This is a genomic window from Streptomyces sp. 17_S59 (assembly GCF_056930295.1).
Window position 1 is genome coordinate 1019661 of sequence record NZ_JBXOWD010000001.1, and the last position, 25123, is coordinate 1044783.

Genomic DNA, 25123 nt, shown 5'->3' on the forward strand with positions numbered 1-25123 from the left:
AAGGGTGGGAAGAGCATGACCGGCACATCCGGTGAGGCGGTCGTCGAGGCGCTGCGGGACTCCCTCAAGGAGATAGCCCGGCTGCGCAAGCAGAACGAGCAGCTGGCCGCGGCGCGGGAGCCGATCGCGATCGTCGCGATGAGCTGCCGCTTCCCCGGCGGTGCGGGCACCCCCGAGGAGCTGTGGCGGATGCTCGCCGCGGGCGAGGACGCGGTGTCGGGCCTTCCCGCCGACCGCGGCTGGGACCTGGACGCCCTGTTCGACGACGACCCGGAGCGGCCCGGCACGAGCCCTGTGCGGCACGGTGCCTTCCTGGACGACGTCGCCGGGTTCGACGCGGGCTTCTTCGGGATCAGCCCGCGCGAGGCGACGGCGATGGACCCCCAGCAGCGGCTGCTGCTGGAGACCTCCTGGGAGGCGTTCGAGCGGGCCGGCATCGACCCGGCCGCGCTGCGCGGCAGCCGCACGGGCGTGTTCGTCGGCAGCAACGGCCAGGAGTACGGGCAGCTCGCCGAGAGCGCGTCCGGCGACGGGCTCGAGGGGCACGTGGGCACCGGCAGCGCGGCCAGCGTGGCCTCCGGCCGGATCGCCTACAGCTTCGGCCTGGAGGGGCCCGCGATCACGGTCGACACGGCGTGCTCGTCGTCGCTCGTGGCGCTCCACCTGGCGGTGCAGGCGCTGCGCGGCGGCGAGTGCGACCTGGCCCTGGCCGGCGGGGTGCGGGTGCTCGCCACCCCGGCTCCGTTCGTCGAGATGAGCAAGCAGGGCGCGCTGTCGCCCGACGGCCGGTGCAGGGCGTTCGCGGCCGCCGCGGACGGCACCGGGTGGGCCGAGGGCGCCGGCATGCTGCTGGTGGAGCGGCTCTCCGACGCGCGCAGGCTGGGCCACCGGGTGCTCGCGGTCGTGCGGGGCTCGGCGGTGAACCAGGACGGCGCCAGCAGCGGCCTGACCGCGCCCAACGGCCCCGCCCAGCAGCGCGTGATCCGGCAGGCCCTGGCGAGCGCCGGGCTGTCCGCGCAGGACGTGGACGCGGTGGAGGCGCACGGCACCGGCACCAGGCTCGGCGACCCGATCGAGGCCCAGGCGCTGCTCGCCACCTACGGACAGGGGCGGCCGGAGGACCGGCCGCTGTGGCTCGGCTCCGTCAAGTCCAACATCGGGCACTCGCAGGCCGCCGCGGGCGTCGCGGGCATCATCAAGATGGTCCTGGCGCTGCGGAACGGGCAGTTGCCGCGCACCCTGCACGTCGACGAGCCGACCCCGCACGTGGACTGGTCCGCCGGGTCGGTCAGGCTGCTGACCGGGGCCGTGCCGTGGGAGGCGGGGGAACGGCCGCGCAGGGCGGGCGTGTCGTCCTTCGGCATCAGCGGCACCAACGCCCACGTCATCATCGAGGAAGCGCCCGCGGAAGAGGACGCCGCGGCGGAGGAGCCGTCGGACTCCCCCGTCCTGAGCCCCCTGTCCGCCCGTACCGACACGGCCCTGCGGGAGCAGGCGCGCCGGCTGCGGGAGGCGCTGCTGGCGGAGCCGGGCCTGGACGCCCCGGCCGTGGCCCGCTCGCTGGCCGGCGGCCGCACGGTCTTCGAGCAGCGCGCGGTGGTGCTGGCCGGCGGCCGCGAGGAGCTGCTGGCGGGGCTGGCGGCGCTGGCGGAGGACCGGCCGCTGCCGAACGTCGTCCGGGGCTCGGCCGACAGCGACCGGCGCCCGGTGTTCGTCTTCCCCGGCCAGGGCTCCCAGTGGGTGGGCATGGCCACCGGACTCCTGGAGTCCGCGCCCGTGTTCGCGGAGCGCATGGCGGAGTGCGAGCGGGCCCTGGCGCCGTTCGTGGACTGGTCGCTGACCGAGGTGCTCGGCGACGCGGCCGCCCTGGAGCGCGTCGACGTGGTCCAGCCCGCGCTGTGGGCGGTGATGGTGTCCCTGGCCGCGCTCTGGCGCTCGTACGGCGTCGAACCGGCCGCGGTGGTGGGCCACTCGCAGGGCGAGATCGCCGCGGCCTGTGTGGCGGGCGGTCTGTCCCTGGAGGACGGGGCGCTGGTGGTGGCGCTGCGCAGCAAGGCGCTGCGGGCGCTGTCCGGCGAGGGCGGCATGCTGTCGGTGGCCCTCGGCGAGGAGGAGGTGCGGCGGCGGATCGGGCCGTGGGGCGACCGGCTGTCGGTGGCGGCGGTCAACGGGCCGCGCGCGACCGTGGTCGCGGGCACTCCGGACGCGCTGGACGAGCTGCAGGCCGAGTGCCGGGCGGCGGAGGTGCGTTCGCGCCGGATCCCGGTCGACTACGCCTCGCACTCGGCCCAGGTCGAGCTGATCCGCGACGAGCTGCTGGAGCTGCTGGCGCCGGTCGCGCCGCGCTCGGGCTCGGTGTCGTTCTTCTCCACGGTGACCGGGGAGGTCGTCGACACGGCGGGGCTGGACGCCGACTACTGGTACCGCAACCTGCGGGAGACCGTGCGCTTCGGCGACGCGGTGCTGGCGCTGGCCGACCGGGGCCAGGACGTCTTCGTCGAGGCGAGCCCGCACCCGGTGCTCCAGCAGGCCGTGCAGGAGGCTTCCGACGAGACGCCCGGTGCGGCGCTCGCCGTGGTGGGCTCGCTGCGGCGGGACGAGGGGGGCCTGGACCGGTTCCTGACCTCCGTCGCGGAGGCGCACGTGCAGGGCGTGGAGCTGGACCGGGCCAAGGCGTTCGCCGGTTCCGGCGGGCGCCGCGCGGACCTGCCCACGTACCCCTTCGAGCGGCGGCGCTTCTGGGCCGAGGCCGGGGAGACGGCGGGCGACGTGTCGGCGGCGGGGCTGGAGTCCGCCGGGCACCCGCTGCTGGGCGCGGCCGTGCCGCTGCCGGAGAGCGGCGGGGTGCTGCTCACCGGCAGGCTCTCGGTCCGCACCCAGCCGTGGCTGGCCGACCACGTGGTGGCCGGGCAGGTGCTGCTGCCCGGCACGGCCTTCGTGGAACTCGCGGTGCGGGCCGGCGACGAGGCCGGCTGCGGGCGGCTCGAGGAACTGACCCTCGCCACCCCGCTCGTGCTGGACGAGGACGGCGCGGCCCGCCTCCAGCTGGTGGTCGGCGGTCCGGACGACACCGGCCGCCGCTCGCTCGCGGTGTACGCGCGGAGCGAGGCGGCCGGGGACGAGCAGGAGTGGACCCGGCACGCGACCGGCGTGCTCGCCCCGGCCGCGGAGGAGCGGTCCGACGACCCGTCCGGCCTGTCCGATCCGTCCGCATGGCCCCCGGCCGGTGCGGAGCCGGTCGCCCTCGACGGGCTGTACGAGCGGATCGCGGCGACGGGCATCGAGTACGGCCCGGTGTTCCGCGGTCTGCAAGCGGCCTGGCGGCGCGGTGACGAGGTGTTCGCCGAGGTACGCCTGCCGGACGCGGAGCGGCCGGCGGCGGCCCGGTTCGGGCTGCACCCCGCGCTGCTGGACGCCGCGCTGCACGCGGTCGGGCTCGGCGCCGTGCGCGACGCCGGGGACGGGCTGCTGCCCTTCCTGTGGAGCGGGGTGTCCCTGCACGCGGCCGGGGCCGCGGTGCTGCGCGTCCGGCTGGCCCCGGCGGGCACGGACGCGGTCCGGCTGACGGTGGCCGACGGCACGGGGCTGCCGGTCGCCTCGGTGGACTCGCTCGTCCTGCGGCCCGTGCCGCACGAGCAGCTGCGGGCGCACGACGGGCCGCGCGACGCGCTGTTCCGGCCCGACTGGACGGAGCCGGTCGGCATGCCCGGCCCGGGCGAGCACACTGCGGTGGTCCTGGGCGAGGACCGGCTCAGGCTGGCCGGGGTGCTGGGCCTGCCGGTCCACGGCGACCTGGCGGCGCTCGCCGCCGCGGTCGAAGCGGACGGTGCGGCACCGGACCTGGTGCTCGTCCCGGTCGCCGCCGACGACGGGGACCTCGCCGAGGCGGCGCGCACGCTCACCGCGCGGGCGCTGGACCTGCTGCGGTCCTGGCTGGCCGACGAGCGGTTCGCCGCGACCCGGCTCGCGGTCGTCACCCGGCACGCGACCGGGGTGCGCGACGGCGAGGGCGTGACCGGCCTGGCCGCGGCGCCCGTGCACGGGCTCGTCCGCTCGGCCCAGGCCGAACACCCCGGCCGTTTCGCGCTCGTGGACCTCGACGACGACCCGGACTCCGCGCGTGCCCTGGTGGGTGCGGCCCTGTCCGGCGAACCGCAGACGGCGATCCGTGCGGGCACGGTGCACGCGGCGCGGCTGCGCCGGGCCCCCGCGCCCGCTCCCGCCGGACGGCCCGGCGTCCTGAACCCGGACGGCACGGTGCTGATCACCGGCGGTACCGGCCTGCTCGGCGGGCTCGTCGCCCGGCACCTGGCGTCCGTCCACGGCATCCGCCACCTGCTGCTCGTCGGCCGGCGCGGCGAGGACGCGCCCGGCGCGGCAGAGCTGGTCTCCGAACTGCGGGAGCTGGGCGCGCAGGTGACCGCCGCCGCCTGCGACGTGACCGACCGGGCCGCGCTCGGCGAGCTGCTGGCGCGGATTCCCGCCGACCGCCCGCTCACCGCCGTGGTGCACGCGGCCGGCGTCCTCGACGACGGCGTCCTCACCTCGCTCACCCCCGAGCGCCTCGACCCGGTGCTGCGCCCCAAGGTGGACGCGGCCCTCGCCCTGCACGAGCTGACACGCGAGGCGGACCTCTCCGCCTTCGTCCTGTTCTCCTCCGCGGCCTCCACCTTCGGCGGCCAGGGGCAGGCCAACTACGCGGCGGCCAACGCCTTCCTGGACGCCCTCGCCCAGCACCGCCGGGCGGCCGGGCTGCCCGCGCAGTCCCTGGCCTGGGGCCTGTGGGAGCAACGCAGCGAGATGTCCTCCCACGTGGCCGGGGCCGACCTGGCGCGCATGGGCCGCTCGGGGGCGCTGCTCCTCGGCACGGAGGACGGCCTGGCGCTCTTCGACGCCGCGCTGTCCCTGGACGAGACGCTGCTGGTGCCCGCCCGCATCGACCTGCGTGCCCTGCGCCGCTCCCCCGCCACCGCGCACCCGCTGCTGCGCGCGCTGCTGCCCGCGCCCGCCCGCCGCTCCGCCGCCTCCGGCACCGCGGAGGCCGGGGGTTCCGAGCTGGTGGAGCGGCTGCGCGCGCTGCCCGCCGCCGAGCGGGAGGCGCACCTGGTGGAGCTGGTGCGGGCGCACGCGGCCACCGTCCTCGGCCACGCCGAGCCGGACTCCGTACCGGCGGAACGGGCCTTCAAGGACCTGGGCTTCGATTCGCTCACCGCCGTCGAGCTGCGCAACCGGCTGCACACCGCGACCGGCATCCGGCTCCCCGCGACCCTGGTGTTCGACTACCCCAGCCCCACCGTCCTGGCGGGCTTCCTGGCCGAGCGGGTGCTGGGCTCGTCGCCCCGCGCGGCCGCGCCCGTGGCCGCCCCGGCCGCGGCGGACGGGGAGCCGATCGCGATCGTGGCGATGTCCTGCCGCTTCCCGGGCGGGGTGCGCTCCCCGGAGGACCTGTGGCAGCTGGTCGCCTCGGGCGGCGACGCGATGTCCGCCTTCCCGGAGGACCGGGGCTGGGACCTGTCCCTGCTGGGCGGCCCGGACGAGGACGGCCGGGCCGTCGAGGGCGGCTTCCTGCTCGACGCCGCCGAGTTCGACCCGGGCTTCTTCGGCATCAGCCCGCGCGAGGCCCTGTCGATGGACCCGCAGCAGCGGCTGCTGCTGGAGACGTCCTGGGAGGCGGTGGAGCGGGCGGGCATCCTGCCGGCCGCGCTGCGGGGCAGCCGCACCGGTGTGTTCGTCGGCGCCATGTACCAGGACTACCTGCTGCGGCTGCGGAACGTGCCCGAGGAGGCCGAGGGCTATCTGGGCACGGGCGGCTCGGGCAGTGTGATCTCCGGGCGGATCTCCTACACGCTGGGCCTGGAGGGCCCGGCGGTCACGGTGGACACGGCGTGCTCCTCGTCGCTGGTGGCCATGCACCTGGCCGCGCAGGCGCTGCGCAACGGCGACTGCGAACTGGCCCTGGCCGGAGGCGTCGCGGTCATGGCGACGGTGGACCTGTTCGCCGAGTACCGGCGGCAGCAGGCGCTGTCCCCGTCGAGCCGCTGCAAGGCCTTCGCCGATGCGGCGGACGGCGCGGCGTTCGGCGAGGGCGTGGGCATGGTGCTGCTGGAGCGCCTGTCGGACGCCCGCCGCAACGGCCACCGCGTCCTGGCGGTCGTACGAGGATCGGCCGTCAACCAGGACGGCGCCAGCAATGGCCTCACCGCCCCCAACGGCCCCTCGCAGGAACGCGTCATCCACGCCGCCCTCGCCAACGCCCGCCTCACGACAGCCGACATCGACGCCGTCGAGGCACACGGCACCGGCACGAAACTCGGCGACCCCATCGAGGCCCAGGCACTCCTGGCCACCTACGGACAGGGCCGCCCCGCCGAACAGCCCCTGTGGCTCGGCTCGCTGAAGTCCAACCTCGGCCACACCCAGGCGGCCGCGGGCATCGGCGGCGTCATCAAGATGGTCGAGGCCATGCGCCACGGCACCCTGCCCGAGACGCTCCATGTCGACGAGCCGACGACGCAGGTGGACTGGTCCGCGGGAGCCGTGGAAGTGCTCACGGAGTCCCGGCCGTGGCCCGCCACGGGCGACCGGCCCCGGCGCGCCGCCGTCTCCTCCTTCGGCGTCAGCGGCACCAACGCCCACATCGTCCTCGAACACACCCCGGAACCCGAGGCGGAGCCCCAGGACCACCAGGACGACCCCGACGGCACGGCCACGCCGCTCGTCCTCTCCTCCCGCACCGCGACGGGCCTGCGGGACCAGGCCGCGCGCCTGCACACCCACCTCGACGAGCACCCCGGCGCCCGCCTCGCCGACCTGGCCCTCTCCCTGGCCACCACGCGCACCCACTTCGAGCACCGGGCCGTGCTCCCGGCCGACGGCCGCGAGACGGCCGCCCAGGCGCTGGAGGCGCTGGCGACGGACGGCGAGTTCCCGGGTCTGCTGCGCGCGAAGGCGGACGGCGGCAAGGACGGCAGGCCCGTCTTCGTGTTCCCCGGCCAGGGCGCCTACTGGGCCGAGATGGCGGCCGAACTGCTCGTGTCCTCCCCGGTGTTCGCCGAGAAGGCCCGGGAGTGCGCCGCCGCGCTGGAGCCGCACCTGGACTGGTCCGTGCTCGACGTCCTGTCCGGCGCCGCGGAGGCCGCGCCGACGGACCGGCCCGACATGATCCAGCCACTGCTGTTCGCGGTCACCGTGTCGCTCGCCGCCCTGTGGCGGTCGTACGGCGTGGAGCCGTCCGCCGTGGTGGGCCACTCCCAGGGCGAGGCCGCGGCGGCGTACGTCGCCGGTGCCCTGTCGCTGGAGGACGCCGCCCGGGTGGTGGCCCTGCGCAGCCAGGCACAGCTGAGCCTGGTGGGACACGGCGGGATGGCCGCGGTGTCGGAGCTGCGCGAGGACCTGGAGGCCCGGCTGGAGCGGTGGGGCGGCAAGGTGACCATTGCGGCGGTCAACTCGCCCCGCTCGGCGACGGTCACCGGGGACTCGGACGCGCTGGAGGAGCTGCTGGCCGAGCTGGCCGCCGAGGACATCCGGGCCCGCCGGATCCCCGGCGCGGACGGCGCGGGCCACTCCGCCCAGGTGGACGCGCTCCGCGAACACCTGCTGGAGGTCCTCGCGCCCGTCTCGCCCCGGCCCTCGGCCGTCCCCTTCTACTCGACCGTGGAGGGCGGGCTGCTGGACACCACGGAGCTGGACGCGGAGTACTGGTTCCGCAACGCCCGCTGCCCCGTGGAGTTCGAGCGGACCGCGCGCGCCCTGGTCGCCGACGGGTTCCGCACGTTCGTGGAGGCGAGCCCGCACCCGCTGCTCAGCACGCCGCTCCAGGAGTCGGCCGAGGACGCCGACCTCACCGTGGTGGGCTCGCTGAAGCGGAACGAGGGGAGCCTGGGCCGGTTCCTGGGCTCGGTCGCGGAGGCGCACGCGCACGGCGTCCGGGTGGACTGGGCAGCGGTGTTCGAGGGCCGGGACGCCCGGCGGGCGGACCTGCCGACGTATGCGTTCGAGCGGCAGCACCTGTGGCTGCACGACGGCACGGCGTCCGGTGACGTGACCTCGGCGGGCCTGGACCCGGCCGGGCACCCGCTGCTGGGCGCGGGGACCGAGCTGCCCGACAACGGCGGCTTCCTCTTCAGCGGCCGCCTGTCGCTGCGCAGCCACCCGTGGCTGGCCGACCACGGCAGCCCGGAGGTGGCGCTGCTGGCGGGCACCGCATTCGCCGAGCTGGCGCTGCGCGCCGCGGAGCGGACGGGCTGCGCGGGCGTCCCCGAACTGACGCTGCATCAGCCGCTGTTGCTGCCCGAGCAGGACGCGGTGCGGCTCCAGCTGGTGGTCGGCGGCCCGGACGACGCGGGCCGGCGCTCCCTGGGCGTGTACTCGCGCGTCGAGGGCGCCCCGGAGGACCTGCCGTGGACGAGGCACGCCGAGGGCGTCCTCGGCCCCGACGAGGACGCGCACGACACCGCCGACCTGACGGCCTGGCCCCCGGCGGGCGCCCGGCCGGTCGACATCGAGGGGCTGTACGAGCGGTTCGCCGAAGGCGGCATCGTGTACGGGCCGTCGTTCCGCGGGCTGCGGGCGCTGTGGCGGCGCGGGGACGAGATGTTCGCCGAGGTCCGGCTGGAGCAGGAGGAGCGCGACTCGGCCGCCGCGTACGGGCTGCACCCGGCGCTGTTCGACGCCGCCCTGCACACGCTGGGGGTGGGCGCGCCGGTGCCGGGGGCGGGCGAGGGCCGCACGATGCTGCCGTTCGCCTGGCGCGGCATCGCCCTGCACGCCGCAGGCGCGGCCGGGCTGCGGGTGCGGATCGCCCCGGACGGCGAGGGCGGCGTCTCGGTGCACGCGGCCGACGAGGCGGGCGGCGCGGTGCTGTCCGTGGAGTCGCTGGTGCTGCGCCCGGCCTCCGCCGAACTGCTCCGCCCCGAGGGCGGGAGCATGCACGACTCGCTGTTCCGCACGGACTGGACGCCCGTCGCCCTGCCCGCGGACGCGGGTGCGGCCCGCTGGGCCGTGGCGGGGCCGGACCCCGCGGGCCTCGCGGAGGCGCTGCGGGCCACGGGCACGGCAGTTGACACGTACGCGGACGGGCGGGCGCTCGGCGACGCGGTGTCGCGGGGCGAGGCCGTGCCGGACGTGGTGCTGGTGCCGTTCGCGGCCGGTGCCGACGGCCTCGGCGCCGAACCGGCCGGGCAGGCCCTGGCCGTCGTCCAGGAGTGGCTGGCCGACGAGCGGTTCGCCGCCGCGCGGCTGGTGATCGCCACCGAGGGCGCGGTCGCCACGGGTCCGGGCGCACCGGCCCCCGTACCGGCCCTCGCCGCGGTGTGGGGTCTGGTGCGGTCCGCCCAGTCGGAGAACCCCGGCCGGATCGTCCTGGCCGACCTGGACGGCCTCGAGTCCTCCCGGCGTGCGCTGCCGGCCGCGGTGGCGTCCGGGGAGCCGCAGCTGGCGCTGCGCGACGGCGGACCGGCGGTCTTCCGGCTGGCCCGCGCCGCCTCGGACCCGGCCCTGCCGCTGCCCGCGGAGGGCTCCTGGCGGCTGGCGCCGTCCACCGACGGCACCCTGGAGAACCTGGCGTTCGGGGACGACCCGGGCATCGGCCGGGCCCTCGGCGAGGGCGAGGTGCGCCTCGCGGTCCGGGCGGCCGGGCTGAACTTCCGCGACGCGCTCATCGCGCTCGGCATGTACCCGGGCGGCGACGCCCGGCTCGGCAGCGAGGGCGCGGGCGTCGTGCTGGAGACCGGCCCCGGGGTGACGGACCTGCGGCCCGGCGACCGGGTCATGGGTCTGCTCCCCGGCTCGTTCGCCTCCTCCGCGATCGCCGACCGGCGGACGCTCGTCCGCATCCCCGACGGCTGGTCGTACACGACGGCCGCCTCGGTGCCACTGGTGTTCCTGACGGCCTACTACGGCCTGGTGGACCTGGCCGGGCTGCGCGCGGGCGAGTCCGTGCTCGTGCACGCCGCGGCCGGCGGCGTCGGCATGGCCGCCACTCAGCTGGCCCGGCACCTGGGCGCCGAGGTGTACGGCACGGCGAGCGCGGGCAAGTGGGACGCGCTGCGCGGCCTGGGCTTCGACGACGACCACCTCGGCTCGTCGCGCGACACCGGCTTCGAGGCACGGGTGCGCACGGCCACCGGGGGCCGCGGTGTCGACGTGGTCCTCAACTCCCTGACGGGCGAGCTGATCGACGCGTCGCTGCGGCTGCTCGGTCCGGGCGGCCGGTTCCTGGAGATGGGCCGGGCCGACCTCCGGGACGCCGAGGCCGTGTCCGCCGCCCACGACGGCGTCCGCTACCAGGCCTACGACCTGAGCGAAGCGGGCATGGACCGCATCCAGGAGATGCTGACGGACGTCGTGGACCTGCTGGAGCGCGGCGTGCTCAGCCACCTTCCGGTACGGGCCTGGGACATCCGGCACTCCAGGGACGCGTTCCGCTTCCTCAGCCAGGCGCGGCACATCGGCAAGATGGTGTTCACCGTGCCGAAGCGCTTCGACCCGAGCGGCACGGTGCTGATCACCGGTGGCACGGGCACCCTGGGCGGGCTCGTCGCCCGGCACCTGGTGACGGAGCACGGCGCCCGGCACCTGGTGCTCGCGGGCAGGCGGGGGCCGGACGCCCCGGGCATGGCCGAGCTGACGGCCGAACTGGCCGGGCACGGCGCCCGGCTCACCGTCGCCGCCTGTGACGTGAGCGACCGCGCCGAGCTGGCGAAGCTGCTGGCGGACATCCCGGCCGGGGAGCCGCTGACCGCGGTCGTCCACGCGGCCGCGGCCCTCGACGACGGGGTGATCGGCACGCTGACCCCCGAGCGCCTCGACCGCGTGTGGCGGCCGAAGGCGGCCGCGGCGGCCCACCTCCACGAGCTGACCCGCGACAGCGACCTCTCGGCCTTCGTCCTCTTCTCGTCCGCCGCGGGCACCTTCGGCGGACCGGGCCAGGGCAACTACGCGGCGGCCAACGCCTACGTGGACGCACTGGCCCAGCAGCGCCGGGCCGAGGGACTGCCGGCGGCCTCGCTGGCCTGGGGCCTGTGGGCGGAACGCAGCGCGGGCACGGCGGCGCTGGACGACACGGACCTCACCCGGATCGGCCGGGGCGGCATGGCGCCGCTGCCGACCGACGAGGGCCTGGCCCTGTTCGACGCGGGCGTCGACCGCGCCGACGCGGTGCTGCTGGCGGCCCGGCTCGAGCTGGCGCCGCTGCGGGAGCAGCCCCTGGAGTCGGTGCCGCCGGTGCTGCGCGGCCTGGTGCGGGGCCGGATGCGGACGGCGGCGGCCACGGTGGCAACGGACACGGGCGGCACGCTCGCCGACAGCCTGACCGGCCTGCCCCCGGCCAAACAGCACGCGCTGCTGCTCCAGCTGGTGCTCCGGCACGTGGCGGCCGTACTGGGCCACGGCTCGCCGGACACGGTGCCCGCGGACCGGTCGTTCAAGGAGCAGGGCTTCGACTCGCTCACCGCGGTCGAGCTGCGCAACCGCCTCGCGGCCGCGGCCGGCGTGCGGATGCCCGCGACGCTGGTCTTCGACCACCCGTCCCCGACCGCGCTCGCGGCCTATCTGCGGGACCGGCTCGCGCCGGAGGAGCCGTCGGGCGTCGAGCAGATGCTGGCGGAACTCGACCGGCTGGCCGCGGAGCTGGACGCCTTCGCCGAGGACGACGACGCCCGCGGCGCCATCACCGGCCGCCTGGAGTCCCTCACCGCGAAGTGGAACGCGACGGCGGACGGGACGGGGGTCGCCACCGAGGACGAACTCGACTCCGCCACCGACGACGAACTCTTCGAGATGGTCGACAAGCAGTTCGGCTGACCCACGGGCACGTACGGGCACGTACGGGCACGTACGGCAGCGAGATCACGGAAGAACCGAGGAGAACGAGGACCACGTGGCAAACGAGGAGAAGCTCCGGAGCTACCTCAAGCGCGCCATCGCCGATGCACAGAAGGCCAATCAGCGGCTGCACGAGGTCGAGGGCCGGCGCAGCGAGCCGATCGCGATCACCGGGATGAGCTGCCGCTTCCCGGGCGGCGTGCAGTCCCCGGAGGAGCTGTGGCGGCTGGTGGCCGACGGGATCGACGCGGTGGCGGCGTTCCCGGCGGACCGGGGCTGGGACCTCCGGGCCCTGGACGAGCCGGAGGCCGAGGACGCACAGGGGCCGATCGGTGAGGGCGGCTTCCTGGCGGACGTCGGCGGCTTCGACGCGGAGTTCTTCGGCATCAACCCGCGCGAGGCGCTGTCCATGGACCCCCAGCAGCGGCTGCTGCTGGAGACCACCTGGGAGGCGTTCGAGCGGGCCGGGATCGACCCGGCCGCGATGCGCGGCAGGCCCGTGGGCGTCTACACCGGCACCAGCGGCCAGGACCACACGCTGCTCGCGGCGCAGGGCGACCCGGGCTATGTGGTCACGGGCAACTCGGCGAGCGTCCTGTCGGGCCGGATCTCCTACACCCTGGGGCTGGAGGGCCCCGCGGTCACGGTGGACACGGCATGCTCGTCGTCGCTGGTCGCCATCCACCTCGCGGTGCAGGCGCTGCGCAACGGCGAGTGCGAGCTGGCCCTGGCAGGCGGCGCCACCGTCCTGTGCACCGGCGAGGGCCTGGTGTCCTTCGCCCGCCAGGGCGGACTGGCGTCCGACGGCCGGTGCAAGGCGTTCTCGGAGGCGGCGGACGGCTTCGGGGTGGCCGAGGGCGTGGGAGTGCTGCTGCTGGAGCGGCTCTCGGACGCGCAGCGCAAGGGCCGCAGGATCCTGGCGGTGGTACGGGGATCGGCCGTCAATCAGGACGGTGCCTCGAACGGGCTGACCGCCCCCAACGGCCCCTCGCAGGAACGCGTCATACGCGCCGCTCTGGCCAACGCGCGGCTGGCGCCCGCCGACGTGGACACGGTGGAGGCTCATGGAACGGGCACGAAGCTCGGCGACCCCATCGAGGCACAGGCCCTGCTCGCCACCTACGGCAAGAGCCGCCCCGATGAACGTCCCCTGTGGCTGGGCTCGTTGAAGTCCAACATCGGTCACGCACAGGCGGCGGCAGGTGTCGGCGGCATCATCAAGATGGTGCAGGCCATGCAGCACGGCATCCTGCCGCGCACCCTGCACGTGGACGAGCCGAGCACGGAGATCGACTGGTCGGCGGGCGCCGTGGAGCTGCTCACCGAACAGCAGGACTGGCCCGCCGGGACCGGCCGCACGCGCCGGGCGGGCGTGTCCTCGTTCGGGATCAGCGGGACCAACGCCCATGTGATCCTGGAGGAGGCACCGGAGCCGGAGACGCCCGAGTCCGGGGACCGTCCGGACGGCACCGTGCCGTGGGTGGTCTCGGGCCGTACGGCGGCAGCGCTGGACGAGCAGCTGGAGCGGCTGCGGAGCTGGGCCGAGGAGCGGCCCGGCCTGCGACCGGCGGACGTCGCGCATGCCTTGGCCACGACGCGTACGCACTTCGAGCACCGGGCGGCCGTCGTCGGCGGTACGCGCGACGAGCTGCTGGAGTCGCTCGGCGCCCCGGCCTCGGTCATCCGCGGCGAGCGGCAGGGCGGCAGCCTGGCTGTGCTCTTCACGGGGCAGGGTGCGCAGCGGCTGGGGATGGGGCGTGAACTGCACGCCGCGTTCCCGGTGTTCGCGGACGCCTTCGATGCGGTGTGCGCGGAGCTGGATGCGCACCTGGACCAGCCCCTGAAGCAGGTGATGTGGCACGAGGACGGCACCGGGCTCCTCGACCAGACCGCCTACACCCAGACCGCACTCTTCGCCCTTGAGGTCGCTCTCTACCGGCTCGCCGAGAGCTGGGGCCTGCGCCCCGACGCACTCATCGGCCACTCCATCGGCGAACTCAGCGCAGCACACGTGGCAGGACTCTGGACGCTCAAGGACGCCGCCACACTCGTCGCCGCACGCGGACGCCTCATGCAAAGCCTGCCGGGCGGGGGTGCGATGACCGCACTCCAGGCCACCGAGGACGAAATCACCCCCCTCCTCAACGAACTCGTCGGCCTGGCAGCCATCAACGGCCCGTCATCGATCGTCATATCCGGCGACGCCGAAGCCGTGGAGGCAGTGGCCGCCATCGTCACCGGCTGGGGACGCAAGACCAAGCGCCTCCCCGTCAGCCACGCCTTCCACTCCCACCACATGGACCCCATCCTCGACGACTTCAAAACCGTCGCGGAGTCCATCGCTTACCAAGCCCCCGACCTGCCGGTGATCTCCAACGTCACCGGCCGCCCCCACACCGACGCAGAGATCCAGACCCCCGACTACTGGGTCCAGCACATCCGCCAACCCGTCCGCTTCCACCACGGCATCACCACCCTCACGGGCCACACCTTCCTCGAACTCGGCCCCGACGCCACCCTCACCGCCCTCGCGAGCCAGGTCCACGGCACCGCAACCGCCGTCTCCCTGCTCCGGGACGGGCAACCCGAGCCCGGCGCGGCGGTCACGGCCCTGGCCCGCCTCCACACCACGGGCACCGCCCTCGACTGGCCCTCGGTCCTCTCTCCCGCCCCGGCCGTCCTCGACCTCCCCACCTACCCCTTCCAGCGCCGCCATTACTGGATCGGCGCCGAAGGCCGGGGGACCGAGCCGGGCCCGCAGGGCGAAGCCCCCCGTCCGGTCTCCAGCATCGTCCGCCGGCTCACCGAGCTGCCCGAGCGCGAGTGGGACCGGTTCCTGGTGGACCTGGTCGGCTCCCACGCCGTCGCCGTGCTGGGCCACTCCCCGGACTACGTCCTCGATGCGGACCGCTCGTTCCGCGACCTCGGCTTCGACTCCCTCACGGCGGTCGAGCTGCGCCGCGTCCTCCAGCAGGCGACCGAGCTGCCCCTGCCCGCGTCACTCGTCTTCGACCACCCGAGCCCCGCGGCTCTGGCCGCCCACCTGCGTGCGGAACTGCTCGGCGACTCCGGTGTCCACCCCACCGGGACGGCGGGCCCGACCGTCGCCGCGGCCGACGAGCCGATCGCGATCGTCGGCATGAGCTGCCGCTTCCCGGGCGGCGTCGAGTCGCCGGAAGAGCTGTGGCGGCTGGTGGCCGACGGCGTGGACGCGGTCTCCGGCTTCCCCGCCGACCGCGGCTGGGACCTCGACGCCCTCTTCGACACCGACCCGGACGCCCCCGGCAGGACGTACGTCCGCGAAGGCGGCTTCCTGCGTGACCCGGCAGGCTTCGACGCGGCCTTCTTCGGCATCAGCCCGCGCGAGGCCCTGGCCATGGACCCCCAGCACCGCCTGCTGCTGGAGACCTCCTGGGAGGCGTTCGAGCGCGCCGGGATCGACCCCACCTCCGTGCGCGGCGAGTCCGTCGGCGTCTACGCCGGGCTGGTGGGCCACGACTACGCCGTCCACCTGCCCTCCGTCCCCGAGGACGTCGCCCCCTACCTGGCCAACGGCAGCGCGGGCAGCGTGGCCTCCGGCCGGATCGCATACACCCTGGGTCTGGAGGGGCCCGCGGTCACCGTGGACACGGCGTGCTCGTCCTCGCTCGTGGCCATGCACCTCGCGGCGCAGTCCCTGCGCAGCGGGGAATGCCGGCTCGCGCTCGCGGGCGGGGTGACGGTGATGGCCACCCCGGGCGCCTTCGTCGACTTCAGCGCCCAGCGCGGCCTCGCCTCCGACGGTCGCTGCAAGTCCTTCGCCGCGGCCGCCGACGGCACCAACTGGGCCGAGGGCGCGGGCATGGTCCTCCTGGAGCGCCTCTCCGACGCCCGCCGCAACGGCCACCGCGTCCTCGCGGTCGTACGGGGCTCCGCCGTCAACCAGGACGGGGCCAGCAACGGCCTCACCGCCCCCAACGGCCCCTCCCAGCAACGCGTGATCCACGCGGCACTGGCCAACGCCCGCCTGTCCCCCGCGGACGTCGACGCCGTCGAGGCGCACGGCACCGGCACCAGGCTCGGCGACCCGATCGAGGCCCAGGCCCTCCTGGCCACGTACGGCAGGAACAGGCCCGCCGAGCAGCCGCTGCTGCTGGGCTCGTTCAAATCCAACATCGGCCACTCCCTGGCCGCCGCGGGTGTGGGCGGTGTCATCAAGATGGTCGAGGCCATGCGCCACGGCATCCTCCCCCGCACCCTCCACGTCGACGAGCCCACACCCGAGGTCGACTGGTCGGCGGGCGCCGTGGAACTGCTCACCGAGGCCCGCGCCTGGCCCCGTACCGAGGACCGGCCCCGGCGCGCCGCCGTCTCCTCCTTCGGAATCAGCGGCACCAACGCCCACCTCGTTCTGGAGGAATCGCCGGACGACCCCCAGGCTCCGCCGACGCCCGTGCACGACAAGGACGTCGTCGTGCCCTGGATCGTCTCGGCCAAGTCGCCGGGGGCACTGGACGAGCAGCTGGAGCGGCTACGGCGCCTGGCCGAGGACGATCCCGGGCTCCGGCCGGCCGACGTGGCGTACGCACTCGCCACCACCCGCAGCCACTTCGAGCACCGGGCCGCAGTGGTGGGCGGCACCCGGGAGGAACTCCTCGACGCCCTGGACCCGGCCACGGTCTCGGTGATCCGCGGCAGGCAGCACACCAGCAGGCTGGCGTTCCTGTTCACGGGGCAGGGTGCGCAGCGTGTGGGGATGGGGCGTGAACTGCACGCCGCCTACCCGGCATTCGCGGACGCCTTCGACGCGGTGTGCGCGGAGCTGGACGCCCACTTGGAGCGGCCGCTGAAGCAGGTGATGTGGCACGAGGACGGCACCGGGCTCCTCGACCAGACCGCCTACACCCAGACCGCACTCTTCGCCCTTGAGGTCGCTCTCTACCGGCTCGCCGAGAGCTGGGGCCTGCGCCCCGACGCACTCATCGGCCACTCCATCGGCGAACTCAGCGCAGCACACGTGGCAGGACTCTGGACCCTGAAGGACGCCGCCACACTCGTCGCCGCACGCGGACGCCTCATGCAAAGCCTGCCGGGCGGAGGTGCGATGACCGCCCTCCAGGCCACCGAAGACGAAATCACCCCCCTCCTCAACGAACGCGTCGGCCTGGCAGCCATCAACGGCCCGTCATCGATCGTCATATCCGGCGACGCCGAAGCCGTGGAGGCAGTGGCCACCACCGTCGCCGCCTGGGGACGCAAGACCAAGCGCCTCCCCGTCAGCCACGCCTTCCACTCCCACCACATGGACCCCATCCTCGACGACTTCAAAACCGTCGCGGAAGCCATCACCTACCACCCCACCAACCTGCCGATCATCTCCAACCTCACCGGCACCCGCCTCACCCACGAGGAAGCCCAGACCCCCACCTACTGGGTCCAGCACATCCGCCAACCCGTCCGCTTCCACCACGGCATCACCACCCTCACCCACCACACCCTCCTCGAACTCGGCCCCAACGGCACCCTCACCGCCCTCGCCACCGAAACCGACCCCACCCTCACTGCTGTCCCCCTCCTCACCGCAAAGACCCCCGAACCCCACGCCGCCACCGCCGCCCTGGCCCATCTCCACGTCACCGGCACCCCTCTCGACTGGGCCGGCCTCCTCACCCCGGCGGCCTCCCCGGTTCCCGATCTCCCCACCTACCCCTTCCAGCGCGACCGCTACTGGCTCGACAGCACGACCCAGACCGTCACCCCCCGGTCCGAGCAATCCGCACCCTCGGCCACCGACTTCCGGCGCCGGCTCGACGAGGCGCCCGAGGATGCACGTCCGGATCTGCTCCTCGATGCGGTGCGTACGCACGCCGCCGCCGTGCTGGGGCACCGCGATGCGGAGCAGGTCGCTGCCGAGCAGCCGTTCCTCGAGTCCGGCTTCGACTCCCTGACCGCCGTCCAGCTGCGCTCCCGCCTCGACGACCTCACCGGTCTCCGCCTGGGCGCGACGCTCCTCTTCGACCATCCCACCCCGACGGCCCTGGCCGCGTACCTGCTGGAGCGGATCGGGCAGGAGGCCCCGGAAGCCCGGGAGGACGCGCCCGGCGCCGCCGGCGGGGCCGCCGCCCCCGGCCCCCTGGGCGCGCTCTACCGCCGCGCCTGCGCCGAGGAGAAGCTCGACGAGGCCCTGGAGCTGCTCAAGGCGGCCTCTCTCCTGGAGCCCGTCTTCGCCGCGGACAGCCCGGACCTGCCCGCCCCCGAGCCCATCCGCCTCGCCGCGGCGGGCACCTCGTCCGGCGACGCCCCCGTGCTCGTCTGCTTCCCCTCCTTCAGCCCCGTGGCGGGCCCGCACGAATACGCCCGCTTCGCCGCCCACTTCCGCGGCAAGGCCGATGTCTGGGCCTTCGCCGAGCCCGGCTTCCTGGCCGACGAGGCGCTGCCCGGCACGGTCGAGGCGCTCGCCCGCGTGCATGCGGAGGCGGTCCTGCGGTGCCTGGGCGACGGCGCCGGGCAGCGGCGGTTCGTCCTGGTGGGACGGTCCGCGGGCGGCTGGGTCGCGCACGCGGTGGCGCGCCGGCTGGAGAGCCTGGGGCACGCGCCCGGCGCCGTGGTGCTGCTGGACACCTCCTCCCCCGAGCACATGGCGCAGTCCCCGGTCGGCGCGCAGATCGGCGGCGCGATGGTGACGCGGGAGAACGACTTCGACCTGTTCAGCGACAAGCGACTGGCCGCCATGGGCGGTTACATCAGGATCTTCTCCGCCTGGAGCGTGGAGCCGGTGGCCGTGCCGACCCTCCTGGTAAGGGCCACCGAGTGCTTCGCGGGCGGAGACACGGGCCCGGAGGCCCCGCCGGAGGACTGGCGGGCCGTCTGGGAACTCGCCGACGTCGAACTCGACGTGCCGGGCGACCACTTCACGATGCTGGAGAGGTTCTCCGACTCCACCGCCGAAGCCGTGCACACCTGGCTGAACACCCAACCCCCGTACCGCTCCGAGAAAGGCGCACGCAAGTGAAGATTGTCATCATCGGTGCAGGAGTCAGCGGCATCGCGAGCGCGCTCGCCCTCTCCCGCGAGCACGAAGTGACGGTGTACGAGCGGGCTCCCGAGCTGCGCGCCGACGGCAACGGCGTGCTGCTGTACCCCAATGCGACGGGCCTGCTGCGCACCTGGGGCATCCGGCCGGACTCCCTGGGCGTGCACATGGACTCGCTCGACCTGCTGTCGGAGTACGGCGAGACGCTGCTCCGGATGGACATGGCGGGCATTGCCCGCCGCTACCGGCACCCGATCGTCGTCGGCAAGCGCGGCGGCGTCCTGGCGGCCCTGGCCGAGCGGCTGCCGGCGGGCATGGTGCAGTTCGGCAAGGAGCTGACCGGCATCACGTACCGGACGGACCGGCCGCGGACGACGGTGGTGGCCACGTTCTCGGACGGGAGCGAGGTCGAGGCCGACGCGCTGATCGGCGCGGACGGTCACCGGTCCGCCGTGCGGGAGCACCTGCTGGGGCACGATCCGGCCGCGTACTGCGGGGACGCGACCTGGCACGGGATCACCGACCTGCCCAGCGAGTTCAGCGACGGGCACCGCATTCACTCGCTCTACGGCAGTGAGGGCATCTGCGTGATGCACCCGGTCGGCAACGGCCAGGTGTACTGGGCGTTCGAACTGCCGTGGCGCGAGGGCGACTCCGCTCCGCTCGGCAAGCCGGGCAGCCACGGTTACGGGCATCCGGGCGTTCCGGTGGAGGGGTCTCCGGTCGACAACCTGAGGGCCCGGTTCGGGCACTGGACGGCGGGGGCGCTGCCGCAGCTGCTGGAGACGATCGGCGACAAGGACGTCAGCGTCTTCCCGCACATCATGCACAACGTCCGCCCGGCGTGGGGGGACGGTCCGGTGACCCTGGCCGGGGACGCCGCGCACGTCGTCCCGCCGCGGCTGGGCATGGGGCTGTGCCAGGCGCTCGAGGACGCCTGGGTGCTGGAGCGGGCCATGGCCCGTCCGGGCACGGCGAACGAGCGGCTGCGCGCCTACGAGACCGCGCGCTGGCCCCGGTTGCGCAGGATGCGGAGCATCGCGGAGCTGATGGGCCGCCGGACCCTGCCGGCGCCGCCGAAGCTGGCCCGCCGGATCGGCCGTTTCGTGCCGATGACCGCGTACCAGCAGCTCCAGGTCACGCGGCTCAGCAACTACCTGAACGACGATGCGCCGGGCACCAGGACGGCGAAGATCCGCGTCCGCTGACATCCGCCGGCACCTGCCGGGACCCGCCCGGCAGGTGCCGTTATCCGCCGACTTTCGCCGACTCTTGCTGGCTTTCGCCGAATTCCGCTGATTGGAGACCGAAGTGGACCAGATCCTCAGTGCGATCCTGTCCGACGACGCCGTGAGCGAGGACTTCGCGGCCCTGCCGATCCCCGAGTCCTACCGGGGCGTGGTGGTGCTCGCGGAGGAGACCGCCATGTTCGACGGGATGGCGACGGGCGACAAGGACCCGCAGAAGTCGCTGCACGTCCAGGACGTGCCGACGCCGGAGCCCGGTCCCGGCGAGGTGCTGGTCGCCTCGATGGCCAGCGCGATCAACTACAACACGGTGTGGAGCGCGATCTTCGAACCCCTGCCGACGTTCGGGTTCCTGAAGCGCTACGCCCAGGCCAGCTCGCTGAACGCCCGGCACTTCCAGCCGTACCACGTGGTGGGCTCCGACATGGCCGGCGTCGTGCTGCGCACCGGGCCGGGCGTGGAGCGCTGGAAGCCGGGCGACCGGGTGGTGGCGACGGCGCACAAGGCGCCCATGGACACTCCCGACGGCTACAACGACTCCATGCTCGACCCCGAGGGGCGGGCCTGGGGCTTCGAGACCAACTACGGCGGTCTCGCCGAGCTGGCCCTGGTGAACGGGACCCAGCTGATGCCGATGCCCGACCACCTGACGTGGGAGGAGGCGGCCTGCTCGACGCTGTGCCACGCCACGGCGTACCGGCAGCTGGTGTCGCAGAACGCCGGGGGCATGAAGCAGGGCGACGTGGTGCTGATCTGGGGCGCCACGGGCGGACTCGGCTCGTACGCCACCCAGCTGGTGCTCAACGGCGGCGGCATTCCGGTGTGCGTCGTGTCGAGCGAGAGCAAGGCGGCGCTGGCCAGGGAGATGGGTGCCGAGCTGGTGATCAACCGGGCGGCCGAGGGGTACCGGTTCTGGGCGGACGAGGAGACGCCCGATCCGCGGGAGTGGAAGCGGTTCCGGTCCCGGATCAGGGAGCTGACCGGCGGTGACGACCCGGACATCGTGTTCGAGCACCCCGGCCGGGAGACGTTCGGCGCCAGTGTGTTCGCGGCGCGGCAGGGCGGCACCATCGTCACGTGCGCGGCCACGTCGGGCTACCAGCACGTCTACGACAACCGCTATCTGTGGATGAGCCTCAAGCGCGTGGTGGGCACCCACTTCGCGAACTACCGGGAGGCGTCGGAGTCCAACCGGCTGATCGCCAAGGGCATGATCCACCCGACGCTGTCGAAGGTGTTCGCGCTGGAGGAGACGGGCCTGGCGGCGCGCGACGTGCACCGCAACCGGCACAGCGGCAAGGTGGGCGTGCTGTGCCTGGCGCCCGAGGAGGGCCTGGGCGTGCGGAACGGGCAGCTGCGCGAGCGGCACCTCGACGCGATCACCCTGTTCCGCCGGGCCGAGGCCTGACGGCGGCCAGGGGGTGTCCGCCGGGACACCCCCTGGGTCGGGCGTCCTCCTAGGGGGACGGGGGCCTGCGGAAGCCCCGCTCCGCCAGCACCGCGGCCACGGCGGCGAGCACCAGGCTCGTGCCCACGGAGGCGACCAGGGACGTCCCGGCCGGCCGGCCCCACATCAGCCGGCGGGAGGCGTCGATGCCGTAGCTCATCGGGTTGATCTCGGCGACGACCTGCAGCCAGCCCGGCAGCCCGCCCGTGGGCACCAGGGCGTTCGAGGCGAACATCAGCGGGAACATCACCAGGAACCCGACGCCCTGCATGGCCTCCGCGTTCCGCAGCCAGCAGGCGATGGCCATGAAGATCCAGGCCAGGGCGAAGCCGATCAGCAGGGCGAGCAGCACCGCGGCGAGGACGCCGGGCACCCCGCCCGCGGGCGAGAAGCCGAAGAGCACGGTGGCGAGGACGATCAGGACCAGCAGCCGGACGGCCGCGCGCGCCACGTCGAATGCGCTCCGGGCGACCAGGACGGACCCCAGCCAGATCGGCATGGCCCGGAACCGGGCGACGACGCCGTTCTGAATGTCCTCGTTGAGCCCCACTCCCGACATCAGCGCGGACTGCATCGAAGTGGTCACCACAATGGCGGGCACCAGGAATTCGATGTAGCCGACGCCTTCGGGGAAATGGGGTGTCGTCGCAACGCTGTTGAAGACCTGCCCGAACAGCAGCAGGAGCACGAGCGGTTGCGCCACGCTGAATATCAGCAGTTTGGGGTCGGTGACCAGTTTTCGCAGCGATTTCCTGGTGAGCACGCCGATCTGGGTGCCGATTCCGGCTCCCGTCCACTCGACGGCGGGCGGTGCCGCCCCGGACGGTCGGTGCGCGAGTGCGCGCGCCATGGGGTCTCCTACGGTGTTCATCCGGTGAGGGCGGGTGCCTTGCGGGCGAGGGTGAGGTAGACGTCGTCGAGGGTGGGCTCGGTCATCGCCAGCTCGGCGGCCTCGACGCGGACGGCGTCCAGGGCCCGTACCACGTCCGCCACTTGACGGGAGCTGTCCACCGGCGTGGTGAGCTTCATGCGCTTCTCGTCGTACGAGGGGCGCAGACCGGCCGACTCCAGTGCGCGGGCAGCGGGCGGCACGTCCTCGGGGGTCTGCAGGGTGACGGTGACGGCGCGCCGGCCGACCCGGTCCTTCAGCTCCGCGGGGGTGCCGGAGGCGACGACCGCCCCGGCGGACAGGACGGCGATGGCATCGGCCAGGCGGTCGGCCTCGTCGAGGTACTGGGTGGTGAGCACCACCGTGCTGCCCTGGCCGGCCATCTCCTCGACGATGGTCCAGAGCGTGAGGCGGCTGGTGGGGTCGAGCCCGGTGGTGGGCTCGTCGAGGAAGAGCACGGCCGGGTTGCCCACGACGCTGGCGGCGAGGTCGAGCCGGCGCCGCATGCCGCCGGAGTAGCCGCGGACGGGCCGCTTGGCGGCGGCGGTCAGCTCGAAGCGCTCCAGGAGTTCTTCCGCCCGCGCCCGGGCGGCCCGGGGGTGGGCGCCGAGCAGCCGGGCGATCAGGATCAGGTTGTCCAGGCCGGTCATCTGCTCGTCGACCGAGGCGTACTGGCCGGTGAGGCCGATGCGGCGGCGGACCTCGACCGGGTCGGCGGCCACATCGAAGCCCGCGACGCGGGCGGAGCCCGAACTGGGGGGCTGGAGGGTGGCCAGGATGTTCACGAGCGTGGTCTTGCCGGCGCCGTTGTGGCCGAGCAGGCCGAGCACGGTGCCCGCGGGCACGGACAGAGTGACCCCGGCCAGGGCCCGCACGGTGCCGTAGGTCTTGCCGACGCCGAGTGTTTCGATCATCAGCTCGTTCATGGTGTCGGTGTCGTCTTCCCTGGTCGCGGTGGCACCGGGGCCGGGCCTCGCAGCGGGGGTTCTGCGGGCCGGTCCCCGGTGCCACCAGCTCTTGCGGTCGGCTCGGTCAGACGACGAACACGAGGCGCCGGCCCGGCGTCTCACGGTTCCAGGCGTCGTGGACCTCGGACAGCGGGACCTCGTCGACGTCGACGCGCAGGGCGCCCTGGACGACCGCGTCGGTCATCTTGGCCCACACGTCCTTGACGATCTCGAGGCTCGGCATGCTGCCCGTGCCGATGATGGTGATGCCGGCCCGGCGCAGGGCGTTGCCCTCGATCGAGGCGGTCTGGCCGGCGCTGTTGCCGAGCTGTACGTAGCGGACGTCGCCCTCGGCCTCCAGGCTGCGCGGGAGGGAGCCGAGGAATATCTCGGCGGGGCGGCCCCAGATGTAGTCGAGGACCACGTCGAAGGGGTGCTCGCCGGCCTCCTGGGCGAACTCGGCGGCGATCTTCTCGTCGGGCTGGTCCAGGGAGATGACCTTGTCGGCGCCGAGCGCGGGCAGCTCCTCGAGGGCGGCCCGGTTGCGGCCGGCCGCCACCACGCGCTCCGCGCCGAGGTGCTTGGCGATCTGCACGGCGAGCTTGCCCGCGACGCCGGTGCCGCCCAGGACGAGGACCTTGGAGCCGGGCCCGACCTGGAGCTTGGAGGCGAACGGCAGCCAGGAGGAGAAGCCGGGGTTGATCAGGGCGGCGGCGACCGAGTCGCTCACGCCGTCGGGGATGGGGAAGGCCAGCGCCCCGTAGGAGACGCTGAGTTCGCCCATGGAGCCGTAGGGCGGACGCTGGGCGGCGAAGCCGACGCGGGTGCCGTCCTCCAGCGTGCCGACGCCCTCGACACCGGCGACGAAGGGGATCTCGGCGCCGGCCGAGTAGTCGGGGTCGTACGTGACGAGCTTGCCCAGGTTGGTCAGCGCGGCGGCGCGGACGTGGATGAGGACCTCACCCTCGCGGGGCGTGGGGTCGGGGAACTCCGCGTAAACGGGCGGCTGTCCGATGGTGCGCACGACGGCGGCATGCATCGCTGCTGTCTCCTTGTAAGAGGTTCAAGAGTGTTGACATCAGTGCTTCAGGTGGTTCCGGAGAGGGTCGTTTCAGAGCTCGAGTGCAGGCTTGATGCGATGCATGGCGAACTCGATCAGCTGGGTGAGGTCGGGCTGCGTCTCGTGGTCGAGCCAGTAGAGGGCCGCCGACGCGAAGGCGGCGTTGGCCGCTGTTGCAGCCAGCTGGACCGCGAGGTCCTCCTTGGCGTCGCGCCCCGTCCGCTTCGCGATCAGCTCGGTGAGCTGCTCGATGTTGGCGGACGCCTCCTGGTACATGCGCTGCCGCAGCTCGGGGACGCCGAGCAGCAGCCGGTGCCGCAGCAGCAGCGCGTCGCGGTCGGCGTTCAGGAGCTGGCTGGCGAGTTCGCTGAAGACGGTGCAGACGACGTCGGGCAGCGGCTCGTCGACCGGGCGCCGGGCGAAGGCCTCCTCGAAGAACGGGTCGTACTCGTCGTTGAACAGCACGTCCTTCTTGTCCCGGAAGTACCGGTAGAAGGTCGCCGTCGAGATCTCCGCCGCGGTCGCGATCTGCTCGACCGTGACGGCGTCGTACCCCTTCTCCAGGTAGAGCTTCAGCGCCTGGCGCTGTACCTCCTTCTTCGTCCGCAACTTCTTCAGCTCGCGCAGTCCCATGAGTCCCCGTATCAACTGAGAAAATCTCTCTACTGAGAGAATCTTTCACTAGCCAGTGGCTGTCA

At 74.1% G+C, this 25123-nt stretch carries 8 protein-coding genes; 4 read left to right on the forward strand and 4 right to left on the reverse strand.

Annotated features, from left to right (window positions below; all coding sequences use genetic code 11):
- Nucleotides 1-15 precede the first annotated feature (15 nt).
- From AC1Z4A_RS04290 to ccrA, 4 genes are all read left to right on the forward strand, one after another.
- A complete protein-coding gene (locus AC1Z4A_RS04290) occupies nucleotides 16-11802 on the forward strand; it encodes an SDR family NAD(P)-dependent oxidoreductase (protein WP_483676479.1) in 11787 nt (3928 codons plus the stop codon).
- A gap of 76 nt (nucleotides 11803-11878) precedes the next feature.
- Complete coding sequence (locus AC1Z4A_RS04295) at nucleotides 11879-18814, forward strand: type I polyketide synthase (RefSeq protein WP_483676480.1); 6936 nt, start codon at nucleotides 11879-11881, stop codon at nucleotides 18812-18814.
- Nucleotides 18811-20043: an FAD-dependent oxidoreductase gene (locus AC1Z4A_RS04300; RefSeq protein WP_483676481.1), complete on the forward strand. Its 1233-nt coding sequence runs from the start codon at nucleotides 18811-18813 to the stop codon at nucleotides 20041-20043. Before AC1Z4A_RS04295 ends, AC1Z4A_RS04300 begins: the two co-directional genes overlap by 4 nt.
- 103 nt (nucleotides 20044-20146) lie before the next feature.
- Nucleotides 20147-21490, forward strand: a complete 1344-nt coding sequence (gene ccrA / locus AC1Z4A_RS04305) for a crotonyl-CoA carboxylase/reductase (RefSeq protein ID WP_483676482.1) — start codon at nucleotides 20147-20149, stop codon at nucleotides 21488-21490.
- Nucleotides 21491-21539: 49 nt separating this feature from the next.
- Here ccrA and AC1Z4A_RS04310 read toward each other — a convergent pair whose 3' ends face one another.
- The 4 genes from AC1Z4A_RS04310 to AC1Z4A_RS04325 form a co-directional block, all read right to left on the reverse strand.
- Nucleotides 21540-22379 carry an ABC transporter permease gene (locus tag AC1Z4A_RS04310; protein WP_483676483.1) on the reverse strand — a complete coding sequence of 280 codons (840 nt, stop codon included), beginning with the start codon at nucleotides 22377-22379 and terminating at the stop codon, nucleotides 21540-21542.
- Between the two features lie 17 nt (nucleotides 22380-22396).
- Entirely contained in the window at nucleotides 22397-23344 is a 948-nt protein-coding gene (locus tag AC1Z4A_RS04315; protein ID WP_483676484.1) for an ATP-binding cassette domain-containing protein, read from the reverse strand.
- A 106-nt stretch (nucleotides 23345-23450) separates the two neighbouring features.
- Nucleotides 23451-24404, reverse strand: coding sequence for a quinone oxidoreductase family protein (locus AC1Z4A_RS04320; protein WP_483676485.1), 954 nt, complete (start codon nucleotides 24402-24404; stop codon nucleotides 23451-23453).
- Nucleotides 24405-24476: 72 nt separating this feature from the next.
- Nucleotides 24477-25058 (reverse strand): TetR/AcrR family transcriptional regulator, encoded by a 582-nt coding sequence (locus AC1Z4A_RS04325; RefSeq protein ID WP_483676486.1) that lies wholly within the window; start codon nucleotides 25056-25058, stop codon nucleotides 24477-24479.
- Nucleotides 25059-25123: the final 65 nt, after the last annotated feature.

What these genes read in the sequence shown, in the direction of transcription:
- AC1Z4A_RS04290 (WP_483676479.1), top strand. Translation starts at nt 16, where the DNA reads ATGACCGGCACATCCGGTGAGGCGGTCGTCGAGGCGCTGCGGGACTCC.
- AC1Z4A_RS04310 (WP_483676483.1), bottom strand. Translation starts at nt 22,379, where the DNA reads ATGGCGCGCGCACTCGCGCACCGACCGTCCGGGGCGGCACCGCCCGCC.
- AC1Z4A_RS04315 (WP_483676484.1), bottom strand. Translation starts at nt 23,344, where the DNA reads ATGAACGAGCTGATGATCGAAACACTCGGCGTCGGCAAGACCTACGGC.
- AC1Z4A_RS04320 (WP_483676485.1), bottom strand. Translation starts at nt 24,404, where the DNA reads ATGCATGCCGCCGTCGTGCGCACCATCGGACAGCCGCCCGTTTACGCG.
- AC1Z4A_RS04325 (WP_483676486.1), bottom strand. Translation starts at nt 25,058, where the DNA reads ATGGGACTGCGCGAGCTGAAGAAGTTGCGGACGAAGAAGGAGGTACAG.